General features: G+C 62.4%; 17 protein-coding genes. 7 read left to right on the top strand and 10 right to left on the bottom strand.

The genetic code is table 11. The features are described 5' to 3' along the window. Positions 1-222 precede the first annotated feature (222 nt). Entirely contained in the window at positions 223-1,011 is a 789-nt protein-coding gene (locus NKH83_RS27045; protein ID WP_352808136.1) for a L,D-transpeptidase, read from the bottom strand. A 199-nt stretch (positions 1,012-1,210) separates the two neighbouring features. Here NKH83_RS27045 and NKH83_RS27040 point away from each other — a divergent pair, with 199 nt between their 5' ends. Continuing rightward, the gene (locus tag NKH83_RS27040) at positions 1,211-2,683 is read left to right on the top strand and encodes an MATE family efflux transporter (protein WP_352740973.1); all 1,473 of its coding nucleotides are present in this window, start codon (positions 1,211-1,213) and stop codon (positions 2,681-2,683) included. A gap of 9 nt (positions 2,684-2,692) precedes the next feature. Here NKH83_RS27040 and NKH83_RS27035 read toward each other — a convergent pair whose 3' ends face one another. Next, the gene (locus tag NKH83_RS27035; RefSeq protein ID WP_352808135.1) at positions 2,693-3,901 is read right to left on the bottom strand and encodes an MFS transporter; all 1,209 of its coding nucleotides are present in this window, start codon (positions 3,899-3,901) and stop codon (positions 2,693-2,695) included. Between the two features lie 155 nt (positions 3,902-4,056). On the opposite strand from NKH83_RS27035, the gene NKH83_RS27030 reads away from it, so the two are divergent. Further along, positions 4,057-4,632 carry a TMEM175 family protein gene (locus NKH83_RS27030; protein WP_352475354.1) on the top strand — a complete coding sequence of 192 codons (576 nt, stop codon included), beginning with the start codon at positions 4,057-4,059 and terminating at the stop codon, positions 4,630-4,632. 114 nt (positions 4,633-4,746) lie between these two features. Here NKH83_RS27030 and NKH83_RS27025 read toward each other — a convergent pair whose 3' ends face one another. Beyond that, positions 4,747-5,028, bottom strand: coding sequence for a hypothetical protein (locus NKH83_RS27025; protein ID WP_023721174.1), 282 nt, complete (start codon positions 5,026-5,028; stop codon positions 4,747-4,749). 128 nt (positions 5,029-5,156) lie between these two features. Here NKH83_RS27025 and NKH83_RS27020 point away from each other — a divergent pair, with 128 nt between their 5' ends. Next, positions 5,157-6,020 (top strand): SDR family NAD(P)-dependent oxidoreductase, encoded by an 864-nt coding sequence (locus NKH83_RS27020; RefSeq protein ID WP_352475355.1) that lies wholly within the window; start codon positions 5,157-5,159, stop codon positions 6,018-6,020. 41 nt (positions 6,021-6,061) lie between these two features. Here the strand turns inward: NKH83_RS27020 and NKH83_RS27015 are convergent, their stop codons facing one another. The 3 genes from NKH83_RS27015 to NKH83_RS27005 form a co-directional block, all read right to left on the bottom strand. After that, the gene (locus tag NKH83_RS27015; RefSeq protein ID WP_254819100.1) at positions 6,062-6,493 is read right to left on the bottom strand and encodes a low affinity iron permease family protein; all 432 of its coding nucleotides are present in this window, start codon (positions 6,491-6,493) and stop codon (positions 6,062-6,064) included. Between the two features lie 87 nt (positions 6,494-6,580). Beyond that, positions 6,581-7,222 (bottom strand): DapH/DapD/GlmU-related protein, encoded by a 642-nt coding sequence (locus NKH83_RS27010; protein ID WP_352808134.1) that lies wholly within the window; start codon positions 7,220-7,222, stop codon positions 6,581-6,583. 95 nt (positions 7,223-7,317) lie between these two features. Beyond that, complete coding sequence (locus NKH83_RS27005) at positions 7,318-7,806, bottom strand: CreA family protein (protein WP_254818969.1); 489 nt, start codon at positions 7,804-7,806, stop codon at positions 7,318-7,320. 204 nt (positions 7,807-8,010) lie between these two features. Between NKH83_RS27005 and NKH83_RS27000 the strand changes: the two genes are divergently transcribed. Both NKH83_RS27000 and NKH83_RS26995 read left to right on the top strand, forming a co-directional pair. Continuing rightward, positions 8,011-8,589: an SCO family protein gene (locus NKH83_RS27000; RefSeq protein ID WP_352475357.1), complete on the top strand. Its 579-nt coding sequence runs from the start codon at positions 8,011-8,013 to the stop codon at positions 8,587-8,589. 11 nt (positions 8,590-8,600) lie between these two features. Continuing rightward, the gene (locus NKH83_RS26995) at positions 8,601-9,473 is read left to right on the top strand and encodes a 50S ribosomal protein L11 methyltransferase (protein WP_352475358.1); all 873 of its coding nucleotides are present in this window, start codon (positions 8,601-8,603) and stop codon (positions 9,471-9,473) included. A gap of 39 nt (positions 9,474-9,512) precedes the next feature. Here NKH83_RS26995 and NKH83_RS26990 read toward each other — a convergent pair whose 3' ends face one another. Further along, on the bottom strand, positions 9,513-9,857 hold the full coding sequence (locus NKH83_RS26990) for a hypothetical protein (protein ID WP_352475359.1): 345 nt from the start codon (positions 9,855-9,857) through the stop codon (positions 9,513-9,515). 36 nt (positions 9,858-9,893) lie between these two features. Between NKH83_RS26990 and NKH83_RS26985 the strand changes: the two genes are divergently transcribed. Beyond that, complete coding sequence (locus NKH83_RS26985; RefSeq protein WP_352475360.1) at positions 9,894-11,738, top strand: aminopeptidase P family protein; 1,845 nt, start codon at positions 9,894-9,896, stop codon at positions 11,736-11,738. Here NKH83_RS26985 and NKH83_RS26980 read toward each other — a convergent pair. The 3 genes from NKH83_RS26980 to NKH83_RS26970 form a co-directional block, all read right to left on the bottom strand. Then, complete coding sequence (locus NKH83_RS26980; RefSeq protein WP_352475361.1) at positions 11,728-12,612, bottom strand: LysR family transcriptional regulator; 885 nt, start codon at positions 12,610-12,612, stop codon at positions 11,728-11,730. The genes NKH83_RS26985 and NKH83_RS26980 overlap by 11 nt on opposite strands. A 321-nt stretch (positions 12,613-12,933) precedes the next feature. Next, positions 12,934-13,230 carry an AzlD family protein gene (locus NKH83_RS26975; protein WP_254818975.1) on the bottom strand — a complete coding sequence of 99 codons (297 nt, stop codon included), beginning with the start codon at positions 13,228-13,230 and terminating at the stop codon, positions 12,934-12,936. Further along, entirely contained in the window at positions 13,227-13,955 is a 729-nt protein-coding gene (locus NKH83_RS26970; protein WP_352475362.1) for an AzlC family ABC transporter permease, read from the bottom strand. The genes NKH83_RS26975 and NKH83_RS26970 overlap by 4 nt, the downstream gene beginning before the upstream one ends. Before the next feature lie 233 nt (positions 13,956-14,188). Here NKH83_RS26970 and NKH83_RS26965 point away from each other — a divergent pair, with 233 nt between their 5' ends. Continuing rightward, entirely contained in the window at positions 14,189-14,986 is a 798-nt protein-coding gene (locus NKH83_RS26965; protein ID WP_352808133.1) for a class I SAM-dependent methyltransferase, read from the top strand. Positions 14,987-14,988 lie beyond the last annotated feature (2 nt).

Raw genomic sequence — 14,988 nt, 5'->3', positions numbered from 1 at the left:
CCAATTGGGGCCCGGTTTTCCACACGTTTCTCCTTTGATATCCTCCCCCCGCCCCCGGCCCGCCCGGTTTATACCCCCCCCCCCCGGCCGGGCGCCCCGCCATCCGCGCCCCCCCTGCCTGGCACGATCGAACGGTCGGGCCCTTCAGTTGCGGCTCGCCGGCACAAGGATTGTGTTCTAGTGGGTTTGCAAAACCTAAGACTGATGATCCGTCGAAGGCACTTACCTCAACATCTCCGCGTCCTTTGGCACGCCCGCATCGATCGGCTCGGCCGTCCTGTCCGACACGGCGGCGATCTTCCCGGCGGCCGACAGATTCGGGCGCACGAAGACCGGCGCGACGCCGTCGACGCGGCTGTAGAGGTCGATAATGTCCTGATTCATGAAGCGCACACAGCCGGAGGAAGCGTTCTTCCCGATGGAATCCCACTCCGGCGTGCCGTGCAGCCGGTCCATCGTGTCCTTGCCGTCGCGGAAGAGATATAGCGCGCGTGCGCCCAGCGGGCTGTGCGGGCCGGGCGGCATGCCGTCCTTGTATTTCGCCAGTTCCGGCCGGCGCTGGATCATCTCCGGCGGCGGCGTCCAGGCCGGCCACTTCTTCCTCGCCTGAACCACGGCGCTGCCGGTCCATCCGAAACCGGCCTTGCCGAGGCTGACGCCATAGCGAATTGCCTTGCCGCCGTCGCGCACCAGATAGAGGAAGTGCTCGGAGGTATCGACGACGATCGTGCCGGGTTTTTCTCCGGTCGGATCGGACACGATTTGGCGCACGAATTTCGGATCGACCTTGGCTACCGGGATTGCCGGCAGTTGATAGCCCTCGTCGACGCGCGCCGCATACATACTTGCGGCATCGCCGAAAGCCGGATCGCTTGGCGCCGCGGTCACTGGCGGCGCCGCTACGTCCGTCGTGGTGCACGCCGAAAGAGCCACGGAGGCCGCGCCCAAAGCGGATGCACCAAGAAACGCACGCCGGTTCAGGCGCTCAAAAAACAGCGGAATATCGGACATGAACCCCCGGCTTGCCCATGAGATCTAGGAAAGATGCGGCCCCACGCGTGCAGGATCAATATACGATTCCGGAAGCTTTGAGAACATGATTGGATCAAGGCACGCCAGGCGGAATTCGCAACGCTGCGTCGACCTGTCTCGTTAAATCGGCAATCATTGCGGACCGGACTCAAGATAAGCCTTCGCCGAGTTGCCTGCCATGGACGACAAGATGCCCGCACGCCGGCGGACCAGCGACCTCACCAGTGGACCTATCCCGCGTACATTGCTGCTGTTCGCCCTGCCGGTGCTCGGCTCCAATGTTCTGCAGTCGCTCAACGGCTCAATCAATGCCGTCTGGGTCGGTCGTTTCCTCGGCGAAGCGGCGCTGACCGCCACGTCCAATGCCAACCTCGTGCTGTTTCTCATCCTCGGCACCGTCTTCGGCATCGGCATGGCGGCGACCATCCTGGTCGCGCAATCGGTCGGCGCCCGCGATCTGCCCGAAGCCCGCCGCATCGTCGGCACCAGTGCCACCTTCTTCTTCCTTGTCTCGGTGGTGTTCGCGGTCTGCGGCTGGATCTGGGTCGATACAATCCTCAATGCGCTCGGCACGCCGGCCGATGCGTTGCCGCTGGCGCGTTCCTATCTGCGTATCATTTTTCTCGCCGTACCGATGATGAACCTGCTGTCCTTCGTCATGACGGTGCTGCGCGGCGCCGGCGATTCGCGCACGCCTTTCCTATTCATGGCGCTGGCCGTCGTGCTCGACGTCATTTTGAACCCGTTGCTTATTCTCGGCATCGGCCCGTTCCCCGAACTCGGCATCGCCGGCTCGGCCACCTCGACGCTGATCGGCCAGACGGTAAGCGTGCTTGCCATCCTGATCGTGCTTTATGCGCGCAAGCACCCGCTGCGGCTGGCCGGCGCCAATCTTGCTCTGCTGCGGCCGGACCCGGCGCTGCTGCGCATTGTCGTCTTCAAGGGCGTGCCGATGGGCCTGCAGATGATCGTCGTCTCGTCCGCGGCGCTGACTGTGATGGGCATGGTCAATGCCTACGGCTCGCAGGTCGCGGCTGCCTACGGCATAGCCGCCCAGCTCTGGACCTATATCCAGATGCCGGCGCTCGCCATCGGCGCCGCGGTCTCGTCCATGGCGGCGCAAAATGTCGGCGCCGGACGCTGGGACCGGATCGGCCGCATCGCCGCGTCCGGCGTCGGCTTCAACCTTGTGCTTACCGGCGTGCTTGTCGCGCTGCTGTTCGTATTCGATCGCGCGGTGCTCAGCCTCTTCCTCAGCAGCGACAGTGCAGCGATCGACATCGCCACTCACATCAACAAGGTCGCATCCTGGTCCTTCATCCTGTTCGGCATCACCATCGTGCTCTTCGCCACTGTGCGTGCCACGGGCGCGGTGATGCCGCCGCTGATCATCCTGGTGATCTCGGTACTTCTGGTGCGCACCAGCTTCGCCTATTTCTTTCGAAGTGCGATCGGTGAGGAAGCGTTGTGGTGGAGCTTTCCGGCCGGCTCGATAACCTCGCTCGTGCTGGCCACGGCCTATTATCGCTTCGGCCGTTGGCGCAGCGTGCACATGATCGAAAGCCGGCCGGCTGCCGGCGAACCGCCGGATACCGGCCTCGGCGTACCGCGCCAGCGCGCGCACCTTTCGCCCGAGACACCGACCGGCTGAAAGATCGGTTCAGTGCGCGTATTTCGCGCCGAACCCGAGCGCCACTAGGGAAAAGATAACGATCATGCCGGCAAAGGCCCCGCTTGCCACGGTCGCGCTTGTCATGGTCGACAGGACGCCGATGCCGATCACCGGCAGCGCGTTGCCGCAAAAACAGCAGATGAAGAAGGCCGAGACGACTTCGGCGCGCCGGTCCGCCGGCGCGATCTCGTTCACCACTTGCAAGCCGCCGCGATAACCGAGCGCTGCCGCCACGCCGCACAAGGCGGTCCCGGCAATCATTGTGGCCATCGATGCGAAGACCTGCGCCGCAACAATCAGCGCGACGGTTGGAATCATCAGCGCAAGCGCCGCGAACATCGCGGCCCGGCTCGAAAGACGCGTCGTCGCCACAATGGTGGCGGCCGCCCCGATCGACAATTCAAAGAACAGAGCGCCGGCTACCGCATGGTTGGCTACCTGCAGTTGCTGCGCCAGGATGCTCGGCGCGAGTGCCGCATAAAAGCCGACGAGCGCCATCGCGCCAAAGCCTGTCACCGCCGGCGCAACGAAACTTGCGCGGATGGCATCGGGCACGGAAAGGCGCGGCCGCATCGAAACGTCAGCCAGTTTCCCCGGCCGCGAAACGGTTTCCTGCGTGCGCCAGACCAGCAGGGTTACAGTCGCGAGCATCGCCAGGTAGACGACGAATGTCAGCCTGAGCGGCCAAGGCACGTATTCGGCGAGCAACCCGGCCCCCAGCGCACCAAGGCCGAGACCGAGGAAATTGGTGCTGGTGGCAATCGTCGCCGCCTGTGACTTGTCGTCGGTCGGGAGCAATTCGGCGAGCCAGGCGGTGCCGGTACCCGCGCCGACGCCGATTCCCAATCCGCTCAGAATTCGGGCGACGTCGAGCCAGGCGACATTTTCGGCGAACAGGAAAACCACCGCGCTAACGACGGCCACCGCCATTCCGGCCAACGCCATCGGACGGCGCCCGATGACATCTGACACACGCCCCAACATCAGCAGCGCCGCCAGATTGCCGATGACATAGACGGCGTAGACCAGCGTCAAAGTGATCTGCGAGAAGCCGAAGACCTGCTTGTAGATGATGTAAAGCGGCGTCAGCGCCGTGCTGCCGGCGAAAAGAGCCGCGATCATGGCGGCCACGGCGGCCGTTGCAGCGCGCCCGCCGAGTTCGTAATCGCGCGTCATGACTTGAGCGTGAGCAGTCATTTTTCGGACCTTTTTGCTGTTCGGGATCTGACACCTAACGCCTTTTTTTCGTCAGCCGTTCCCCCTCTCCGACTTGCTCCTGACAATTTTGGCAGCTTTGCGATGGCGCTGAGCGAGATCCTCTTTTAACTTCAGCGGATTGTCAGGGGAGATTGATGGGCAAGGGACGAGTCGAGGCATTCACCGATGGCGTGGTCGCCATCATCATCACCATCATGGTGCTGGAATTGAAGGTGCCGCATGGCGAGGATTTTTCCGCGCTGGCGCCACTCTGGCCGGTATTCCTCAGCTATGTGCTGTCCTTCATCAATGTCGGCATCTACTGGAACAATTTGCACAACATGTTCCATACCGTGCAGCGGGTCGACGGCCGCGTGCTGTGGGCGAACCTCAACCTGCTGTTCTGGCTATCGCTGATGCCGGCGACGACAGCCTTCATGGGTGAGAACCATTTCGCGCCGGTGCCGGTCGCCGTTTATGGCGTCGACCTGGCGCTCTGCGCCATCGGCTTCAACATCCTCACCATAGCCCTGCATCGGCTGCACGGCAGCGAAACCCTCTTCGCCAGGGCGTTGGGCAATGACCTCAAGGGAAAAATCTCGCTGGCCCTCTATATCGCCGCCGTCGCGCTGACCTTCGTCAATCACTGGATCGGTGTCTCGATCTATGTCCTGGTGGCGATGGTCTGGTTAGTGCCGGACAGGCGCTTCGAGCGGCTAATCGAGAAATAGGCAGACCATGATCCCGAACCGAAGGACCGCGTCAGCGAAAAGTTGGATGCCGGTTTTCGGACAAGATCATGAGAAGATAGAGCCCATACCGAATTTTATCGAATGGAACGGGCTCTAGCCCCGCATTTCTTTGAGCTTTTCCGCTACCGAAGCGGCAAGGTCGGCGTAGCGCTCCTCCAGCCGCTCGGCGGCTTTGATCACTGAAAAATCATGGCCGAATTTTTCCAGCGCCATGCGCAGCTTTTCGACGAATTCAGCCTGTTTTTCGAGCGCCGAAAACAGCGTTTTCACTTGCGCTTCGCTGATGTCGGGGTTGGCAAGCATTTGCGGCACTTCGCGGCTCATCTGGTCGCCGGTTGCGGTCTGTTCTTTCAGGATCTCGATCCAGTCGGTCAATCGTCAGTCTCCTTTTTCAATATCAGCATGCGCAGCGCCCGCCGACGCGGTCAACCCGAAGATGTCGCACCGGCTTGCGCGAGCCTCTTTCCGCGCTAAGTTCGCCGCGGCCAGAACAGGAGAAAATCATGACCACCGACGCCGAGATCCAGACCGCCCTGCCCGCACTTGCCTCCGGTAATGTCGCCGTCATCACCGGCGCGGCCAGCGGCATCGGCCTCGCCGCGGCAAAACGGCTGGCGGCGATGGGCATGAAGATCGTGCTGGCCGATATCGGCGCCGCACGCCTCGATGAGGCGCGACATGCCGTCGCTACCTTCGCCGGCGAGAGCGCCGTGCTTGCCGTCGCCACTGACGTCTCGAAAGCCGACGACCTCGAACGGCTGGCCGAAAGGACATTCGACACCTTCGGCGACGTCTCGCTTCTGATGAACAATGCCGGCGTCGGCAACAACCCCGGCAAGCCGTGGGAGAACCGTGACGCCTGGAAGCGACTGCTGGACATCAATTTCTGGGGTGTCGTCCATGGCGTCGAGGCCTTCGCGCCGCGCATGCTGGCGGCGGGAAAGCCCGGCCTGATCGTCAACACCGGCTCCAAGCAAGGCATTACCACGCCGCCCGGCAACCTCGCCTACAACGTCTCCAAGGCTGGCGTGAAGACCTATACCGAGGGCCTTGCACACGCGCTGCGCAACGAGCCCGGCGCCAATGTCGCGGCGCATCTGCTCATTCCCGGGTTCACTTTTACCGGCCTGACCGAAGGCGCCACCGAAAAGCCGGCCGGCGCCTGGACCGGCGAGCAGGTTATCGACTTCATGCTGGCCTCGCTGCTGCGTGGCGACTTCTACATCCTGTGTCCCGATAACGAGGCGACCCGGTCCATGGACGAAAAACGCATGGCCTGGGCGATTGGCGACATCATCGAGAACCGCCCTGCCCTGTCGCGCTGGCACCCGGACTACAAGGAAGCCTTTTCGGCATTCATGGAATGATCCCGCGACCGTCCGCGCAGGAACCCGGACAACAAGCTCGCTCACGCCGCCGCGTGCTTCTTCGCGTTGCGCTTTTTAGCCACCGCCTTGGCTGCGGCCATGTCGGCGATCTGTTCGTCGTGCCGCTTCGCCGCGCGTTCACATTTGGCGCGGATTTCTTCGAGCTCGGATTCGGTCAGGTGCTCGATGCCGATAAAGGTATTCTTGGCTTTGCTGACGCGGATCAGCTCGTCAAGCTTGGCCTGGATCGCCGCGCTGTCGCGGTTCTGGGTGTTCTGGATGAGAAACACCATCAGGAAGGTGACGATCGTGGTGCCGGTATTGATGACGAGTTGCCAGGTATCGGAAAAGCCGAAGACCGGACCGCTTACCGCCCAGACCACAATGATCAGGAAACAGACGGCAAACGTCGGCGGCAGACCGGCAAGATGGGCGATATAGTTGGCGATCCTGGTGAACAGCTTTTCGATCATGGCAGGGAGAAACAATCGGCAACTGCTTCGAGTTCCCTGCGAGGAGGAATTCACGGTCAAACCGTGCACACGCCGCGCTCGCAACGATCAGGTAGCGTCGTTTTCCCAGCGGTCGAGGAAAGCCTCGATGGGCAAGGCCTGCATGTCGGGGACTGCCCTGGCCAGTTTCTCGACCGGCCAGTCCCACCAGGCAAGACGTTCGATCCGGGCCGCAGTTCCCGCGCTGAAGCGCTGCCGCAATTGCCTGGCCGGAACGCCGGCGACAATTGCATAGGCCGGCACGTCTCGCGTCACTACCGCGTTGGCACCGACGATCGCGCCGTTGCCGATCACTATGCCAGGCATGATCACGGCGCCATGGCCAATCCAGACATCATGGCCGATGCTGACGGGTCTCGCCCGCCGCCGGTCGCGGAATGCCTGATCGACACCCAGCCAGCGGAAGTACTCGTTGGGCCGATAGCTGATTTTGTGCTGCGTCAGCCGCTCGACCGGATGCTCCAGCGCATTGATGCGGCTGTTGGCGGCAATCGAGCAGAATTTGCCGATCGTCGTATAGATCGCCTCGGCATGCCGCTCGAAGTAGGAAAAGTCGCCGACCATCACATCGCGCAGGATGACTCGCTCGCCGATCGATGCGCAGCGTCCAAGCTTGCAGGCCTTCAGTTCCGCCGTCGGATGGATGCGCGGCTCGGGATCTTTCAGGACAAGGTGTTCGGGACGGTCCATGCGGGCGCTTTACGCCCGCGCGCATAGTCTCGCAAGCCGAGTGCAGCGCCGCGCATCCGTTTGGACGCGCCAAGGACCTAGAGCACCTTCAGTCTCTATTTCGGCTTGCCGCTGGTCCACACCACATTCTGGCCGTAGAGCGGCACGGTGGTGACCGACATTTTTGCCGAGCCATCCTGCACCTGGCGCGAATGCGAGAGGTAGATCAGCGTCTCGTTGGCCTTGTCGTAGATGCGGTTCACCACCTGCTTTTTCCAGATCAGGCTGATGCCTTGCTTGAACACCTCCTCGCCGGCCTCGCTCATGTCGATGTCGCCAATGGTGATCGGCCCGGTCTGGCGGCAGGAGATCGAGGAATCGGACGGGTCCTCGAACCAGTTGCCTTTCTGCAGGCGGTCAATCATGCCACGGTCGAAATAGGAGACGTGGCAAGTCACTCCCTCGACCTTCGGATCCTTGATCGCCTCGACGATGATGTCGTTGCCGAGCCAATCGACACCGACCTTGCCGACTTCCTCGGCGGCGGCGGCGCCAGCGCCAATGACAAGGCATGCGGCCAACGCGCCGCCAATCAGTTTTCGCAAAGAGGCCTCCTGCGGTTCGAATTTTGCCGACCTCAGGTGGGACGAACGGCCGCGCTTTGCAAGCAGATCTCCTCCCACAGCATTGCCGGTTGCGGCAACGCGACATCTTTGCGTCGGCGCGACCGAACCGCTAAGAGTGTTCGCCAAGCCAGGGCTTCATGGCGCCAATCCGGCGCCCGATGGAAATGACGACGGACTTCACGGATGATGCGTTCAATTCTGGTCGGTATTCTCGTCCTGATGGCCGCTGGCATCGGCTGGCTAACGTTCGACTGGTACCGCGGACATTATGGCGGCGAGCCGTTCGGAGCTCCGTTCACGCTGGTCGACCAGAAGGGCGCACCGGTCACCGAAGCCGCCTTTCGCGGCCACCCCAGCGTCGTCTTTTTCGGCTTCACGCATTGTCCGGAAGTCTGCCCGACCACGCTTTTCGAGTTGGCCGGCTGGCTGAAGACGATGGGCGACGACGGCAAGAACCTGCGCGCCTATTTCGTTACGGTCGACCCGGAGCGCGATACGCCCGAAATCATGAACGCCTATATCAGCAATTTCTCCGATCGCATCCTCGGCATCACCGGCGATCCGGACAAGGTCCACGCCATGGCCAAGTCCTTCGGCATCTACTGGAAGAAAGTCGAAACGAACGACGGCGACTACACGATGGACCACACCGCTTCGGTGCTGCTGCTCAATGCCAAGGGCGATTTCGCCGGCACCATTGCCTATGGCGAAAGCCCGGACGCCGCCATCGCCAAGCTCAAGCGGCTGGCGGCGGAAGGTTGACGTATCAAGAAATGACGCAGACGCGTTTGTATTTCACCGCGGGCAAGATCGAGGCTGATCGCATCTTCGCGGCGCTCGGTGCGGCGTTCGACGATGAGGGCCTGCCGGTTGCGGTGCTCGAGGTCGACGAGGACCGCGATATCCACGAAGTATCGCTCTATGCCGACGACGACGTCGATGCGGTCGAGGCCCGGCTTAGGGACATCCTGGCCGGACTGTCGCTGTCGAAACCGATAGAACGAGAAGCGCTGCCCGACATCGACTGGGTGGCGCGCTCGCTGGAGGGATTGAAGCCGGTACGGGCCGGGCGCTTCTTCGTCCATGGCGCGCATGACCGCAGGAAGCGCCACAGCGGCGAACTCGCCATCGAGATCGAGGCCGGCCTTGCCTTCGGCACCGGCCATCACGGCACCACCGCCGGCTGCCTCGAAATGCTGGAGCAGGTCATACAGCGCGAGCATCCGCGCAACGCGCTCGACCTTGGCACTGGCAGCGCGGTGCTCGCCATCGCGGTGGCCAAGCTCGCGCATGTTCCGGTGCTGGCAACGGACATCGACCCGGTCGCCGTCAAGGTGGCCGCTGCCAATGCGCGGCTGAACCAGGTCAAGGGGCTCATTGAAACGGTAGCGGCGCCCGGTTTTCATCATCCGATCTTTGCCGCGCGTGCGCCCTTCGACCTGATCGTCGCAAACATATTGGCGCGGCCGCTGATGCGTCTGGCACCGCAAATGGCCGGGCATATCGCGCTCGGTGGCTCGATTGTTTTGTCGGGCATCCTCGAGCGCCAGCGCGATGCGGTAATCGCGGCCTATGTCGGCCAGAAATTCCGGCACGTCCGCACCTTGCATCGCGAGGGCTGGGTGACGATTCACCTCAAGCGCTGAGGCGCGACGCTTTCAACGCAAGCCGGAATCCGCTCGGACCTAGCGCGAGTTCGCCGCTTTCTTCAGCTGTTCGCGATCGTAGCCGTGAGCTTTCAGCGTTTCGTCATCAAAGCCAAGCAGAACGCCGCTCACATACCGGCTCGCTTCGCGCTGGCGAGCTTCGATCAGCGCTTTCACAGCGTTTCTGAAAAATCCGCGTCTGGCTGAAATCGTGGACATGACGGTCTCCTTTGCAGGGCAACAGGACTTTTCCTCCACGTTAAGAAGGTAAGCTCTGCTGACGCTTTTTGAAATCGCCGATTCTGCATGGCATCCATGCACAAAAAGACACTGCGGCGACCAGGGATGATCGTTCCGAAAATCGATTCCGATTTTCGAAGTCATGCGCTACGGTCGCGCCATCATTCGAGGAGAGCCGACATGTTCCAGTCCTTCGATTCCGCCGGCGATCCGGCCGTTGGCAAGCCGCGCGTGGCAATGCTGCGCCAATGGTTGGCGTCGAACGGGCTGGATGGCTTCATCGTGCCCCGTGCCGACGAGCACCAGGGCGAATATGTCGCCGACCGCTCGGCACGGCTGAAATGGCTGACCGGCTTCAGCGGCTCGGCCGGTGTCGCCATTGTACTTGCCGAGCGCGCCGTCATGTTTGTCGACGGGCGCTACACGCTGCAGGTGCGCCAGGAGGTCGATCTCGACATCTTTTCGATCGAGAGCCTTGTCGACAACCCGCCGGCCAACTGGATCAAGGACAATCTCGGCAAGGGCGTGCGATTGGGCTTCGATCCGTGGCTGCATACGATCAGCGACGTCAAGGCGCTGAAAGCCTCGGCCGAGAAATCCGGCGCGACACTGGTGCCGCTCGAAGAGAATCCGATCGACGCGATCTGGCAGGACCAGCCTGGACCGCCACTGGCGCCGGTCGAGATCCACCCGATCGGCTTTGCCGGCGAACTGGCTAAGGACAAGCTGGTGCGGCTGGCAGCGGCCATCGAGAAGGATGGCGCCACCCATGCCGTGCTGACCGACCCCTCCTCGATTGCCTGGGCCTTCGACATCCGTGGCGGTGACGTACCGCACACACCGCTGGCGCTCGGCTTTGCCGTGCTGGCCGCCGACGGCTCGCATCTGCTCTTCATGGACCAGCGCAAGTTTTCGCGCACCGTTGCGGCCTACCTGACGCAGCTCGCCGAATTGCACGAACCAGGTGAATTCGAATCGGCAATCGTCACCCGGGCCAAGGGCGGCGCAAAAATCGCGCTGGACCCGGTTCTCGCGGCGGACAAGCTCAGAATGCTGGTCGAGGATAATGGCGGCACCGTCATTGCCACGGCCGATCCGGCCCGCATTCCACGCGCAACAAAGAACAAAGCTGAGATCGCCGGCGCCCGCGCCGCACATCGCCGCGACGGCGCGGCGGTCGCCAAGCTGCTGTGCTGGCTCGACCGCCAGAAGCCCGGCACGCTCGACGAAATCGCCGTTGTCACCAGGCTTGAGGAGACGCGCCGTCAGACCGGCGAAGAAACGCAGATGCCGCTGCGCGACGTATCGTTCGATACCATCTCCGGCGCCGGCCCTAACGGCGCCATCATGCACTACCGGGTCTCCCGCGCCACCAATCGCAAGCTGGGGGATGGCGAGCTGTTCCTGCTCGATTCCGGCGGGCAGTACCAGGACGGCACCACCGACATCACCCGCACGGTGCCGGTCGGCGCGCCGACCGAAGAGATGCGCGAACGCTTCACGCTGGTGCTGAAAGGCATGATCGGCATCTCCATGCTGCGCTTTCCCCCGGGCACGCGCGGCTCCGAAATCGATGCGGTGGCGCGCCTGGCGCTATGGAGACACGGCTGCGATTTCGCCCATGGTACCGGGCACGGTGTCGGGTCCTATCTTGCCGTGCATGAGGGCCCGCAACGTATCGCCAAGACCGGCACCGAAAAGCTGCTAGCCGGCATGATCCTCTCCAACGAGCCCGGCTATTACAAGGAAGGTTCCTACGGCATCCGCATCGAGAACTTGATTCTGGTGACACCGGCGGAGGCAATCGAGGGCGGCGACATCGCTATGCACGGCTTCGAGACACTGACGCTGGCGCCGATCGACAAGCGGCTGGTCCGATCGGACCTTTTAACCCGCGACGAGTTGCATTGGCTTGACGAATACCATGCGCGCGTACTGGCCGAGATTGGACCGATGCTCGACGGCGAAACGCTGGCCTGGCTGGAAAAAGCAACCGCCCCTCTGCCGCACGACTTCAAGCAATAGCCGCGGCCGCAACACCGAGTGACAGACTTTGCTCCGCAAGCAGTCCCTGCAAAGCCGTGACGTTGGGAGAATCGGCTCCCTTGCGCCAAAACAACACCGTGACGGCGTTGTCTTCGTCAGCGGGCAGTTCGTGCAGCTTTAGCCAGCGGCTCTCTGGGAAACCCGAAAGCACACTTTTCGGCATCAGCGCTATGCCCATGCCAGCCACCACGCAACCAAGGATGGCATGGTATGAACCAAGCTCGATGGTTTTCTCGGCCATGAACCCTCTTCGCGCATACCATTGTTCCAGCCGCCGGCGGTGCGGGCAGCCGTGCTCGAAGGCTATCATGGTTTTGGGCATGTTCTGGCGGTCGTCGATCGAAACGCGCGATGCCGCCGAGACAATGACCAGTTGCTCGTGAAATGCGGGCAGCTTTTCGAACGGAGCGTCGGCGATCGGCTCGGCGGCGAACGCTGCATCGAGGTCGCCGGCAAGCATGGCGGTCGCGAGAACCTGCGGATTGCCGGTGCGCAACTGGATTTCCACGTCGGGATAACGTGCGTGATATTCGGCGAGCAGACTTGGAAGCCGTGCCGCGGCGGTGCTCTCCATGGCACCTAGGCGAAGCGTGCCGCGCGGGCGTGGATCGAGCATCGCCGTTCGCGCCTCCTCTGCAAGCGCCAGTAACCGATCCGCATACCCGACCAATTTGTGACCGGCGGGCGATACGTGCAGGCGCTTGCCCTCCCGGATAAACAGCTGCACGCCGAGATCCTCTTCGAGCTGCCGGATGCGTGTGGTCACGTTCGATTGCACGCGAAACAGTTTTTCCGCCGCCTTGGTGATTCCGCCCTCGCGCACCACCGTGCGGAAGATGCGCAGATCGGCCAAGTCCATACATCTCTCCTGGAGAACATAACGGTCTTAATTATTCATTTTAGCTGATTATGCCTTTCCCGTAAATCGCCGGTGTAGCTGCCGATCAACACGGCAAACCAGGGAGATGGAAATGTCGCGTGAGCCCTTCGGCATCCAGCCGACCGATCTAAGCGCATTGACGCCGAAGCAGCGCGAAGCGCTCTATAGCGACGCCGTGCGTCGCGCCCACCAGGAGAGATCGGAGGCTATCCGGCTGAGCCTGTCGCGGGTCAGCGCGGCAATAGTCGCTGCGGTAAAGCGCATGTGTGCTCTCGCCGCCAAGGCAAAAGTCGATCAGCCGACGACCTGCCGCGCGAGGATCAGCACGGCAGCACCCGCCAGGAACATCGCCATAAGGCCGCCGCGCAGCGAGACCAGGCCGGCGACGACCAAGGCCCCCCATTCCGCCGGTCCGGCGCTCAGCGCTGCCGGCGCCACAAGCGTGGTCAGCACCGCCGCCGGCACGGCGTTCAGCCCGGCCTCAACACGCGGATGGATATGGTCGAAGCGTGAGATCACCAGATGACCGCCAATGCGTGTCAAATAGGTCGCGATCGAAGCGGCGACGATGATCCACAACGTCGTGCTCATGGCCGTGCCTCCACGCCGCTGTGGCGGGGCGGCAGGATGACGGCGAGCAGCACACCGGCCAGCGCGCCGATGGAGACATGCCAGGGCGAGCCGACCGTCTTGTAGGCAATGATGGAGGCGGCAGCGCTTGCGACGACCACCGGCAGCCACAGCGGCCGTTTGCGGAAGCTCATGACCAGGCCGAGAAAATAGATCGGCAGCAGGAAGTCGATGCCCAGCGCGTGGGTGTCGGGAATAAGTTTGCCGAACACCGCCCCGAGCGCGCTTTCGATGACCCAGAACACGTAGACCGGCAGCCCGAGCCCCATATACCAGGCAAAGCCGACGGTCTCGCCGGCCTCCGCCTTGCGCTCGGCCACCGCGAACTGCGGATCGGTGAGCACGAAATAGCCTATCGCCTGCTGCGCTAGGGGCCAATGCGCGATTCGCCGGCCGATACCGGCCGAATAGAGCACATGGCGAAAATTCACGGCGAAGATCGACAGCACGATCAGCCACGGCGCGACATGCTGCCCGAACAGCTCGATGCCGACCATTTGGCTGGCGCCGCCGAACACCGTTGCGCTCATCAAGAACGCCTCGATCACGGAAAAGCCGTTGTCGACGGCGAGCGCCCCGAACAGCAACGCAAACGGCGCCGACGCCACCACGACAGGCATGCTCAGCCGCACGCCGTCCCAGAAATCGCTTTTCGCACCGTTTTCGGAGATTGCTTCCGCCGACATCGACCGCTCCTTGGGAAGGGCCGTATGTAGAGAGGGCGGTCCGGCTTGTCACACCAATTCGCTTGAGGCAAACGATCAGCGGAAATGATAGCTGAAGCATCGCGGCAAGCTCGCTTCCAGACTTGTGGACAAAATCAGAGGCTTGGTACCTGAGCGCATATTCGTTGGCGACGATCGGTCCTTGCCGAAGCGACGGCCATAGACCAACCTGCTGGGCCGGACAGGTGGTTCCAATGAGCGAATTTTTCATCGATCCAAAATTCGGCCGCCTGGCCTTCGGCGCCGATCCCGGCAGCTATCACGCGACGCGACCTGGGTATCCTGATTGGGTATTCGAAATTCTATGTGAGCGGTGCCGTCTCGCGCATGGCACGGCGACGTTCGAGATTGGCGCAGGTACAGGAACTGCAACGCGCCGCTTACTCGAACTGGGCGCGAGCCCGTTGCTCGCCATTGAGCCGGATTCCCGCCTCGCGACTTTCCTTTGCGAGACTATTCAGGACAAGGCGCTCTCGGTGAGCGTCTCTGCGTTTGAGGATGCCGTCCTTGAGAAGGCCGGTTTTGATCTCGGTGTCAGCGCCACTGCCTTTCATTGGCTGGATGAGGACACGGCGCTGATCAAGGTCGCAGAGCTGCTTCGGCCGGGCGGCTGGTGGGCAATGGTCTGGAATGTATTCGGCGACGACAGTCGCCCCGATCCCTTTCATGATGCGACCAAGGTGCTGCTTGACGGGCCTTCGAGCCCGTCGGCGGGCTCAAATGGTATTCCGTTCGCCCTTGATGCCGAGGCCCGCGTGGCGGCACTGGAGCGAACCGGCGCGTTTGATGCCATCGAACATCGGACAAGTGTCTGGTCGCTCGTCCTCGATCCTGACCAGACGGTCAACCTCTATGCCACTTTTTCCAATATCAACATCCGCAGTGACCGCGAAGCAATCCTGGCGGAGCTGGGTCGCATCGTCCGCGACGAGTTCGAAGGCTCCATAACCCGCAACATGACCACCAGCCTCTACACTGCGCGGCGCAGTTGACT

It is taken from the genome of Mesorhizobium sp. M0909, from assembly GCF_040319515.1.
Taxonomy (GTDB): Bacteria; Pseudomonadota; Alphaproteobacteria; order Rhizobiales; family Rhizobiaceae; genus Mesorhizobium.
Note: the sequence above shows the minus strand (reverse complement) of the source record. Positions and strands in the feature narration are given on the sequence as shown.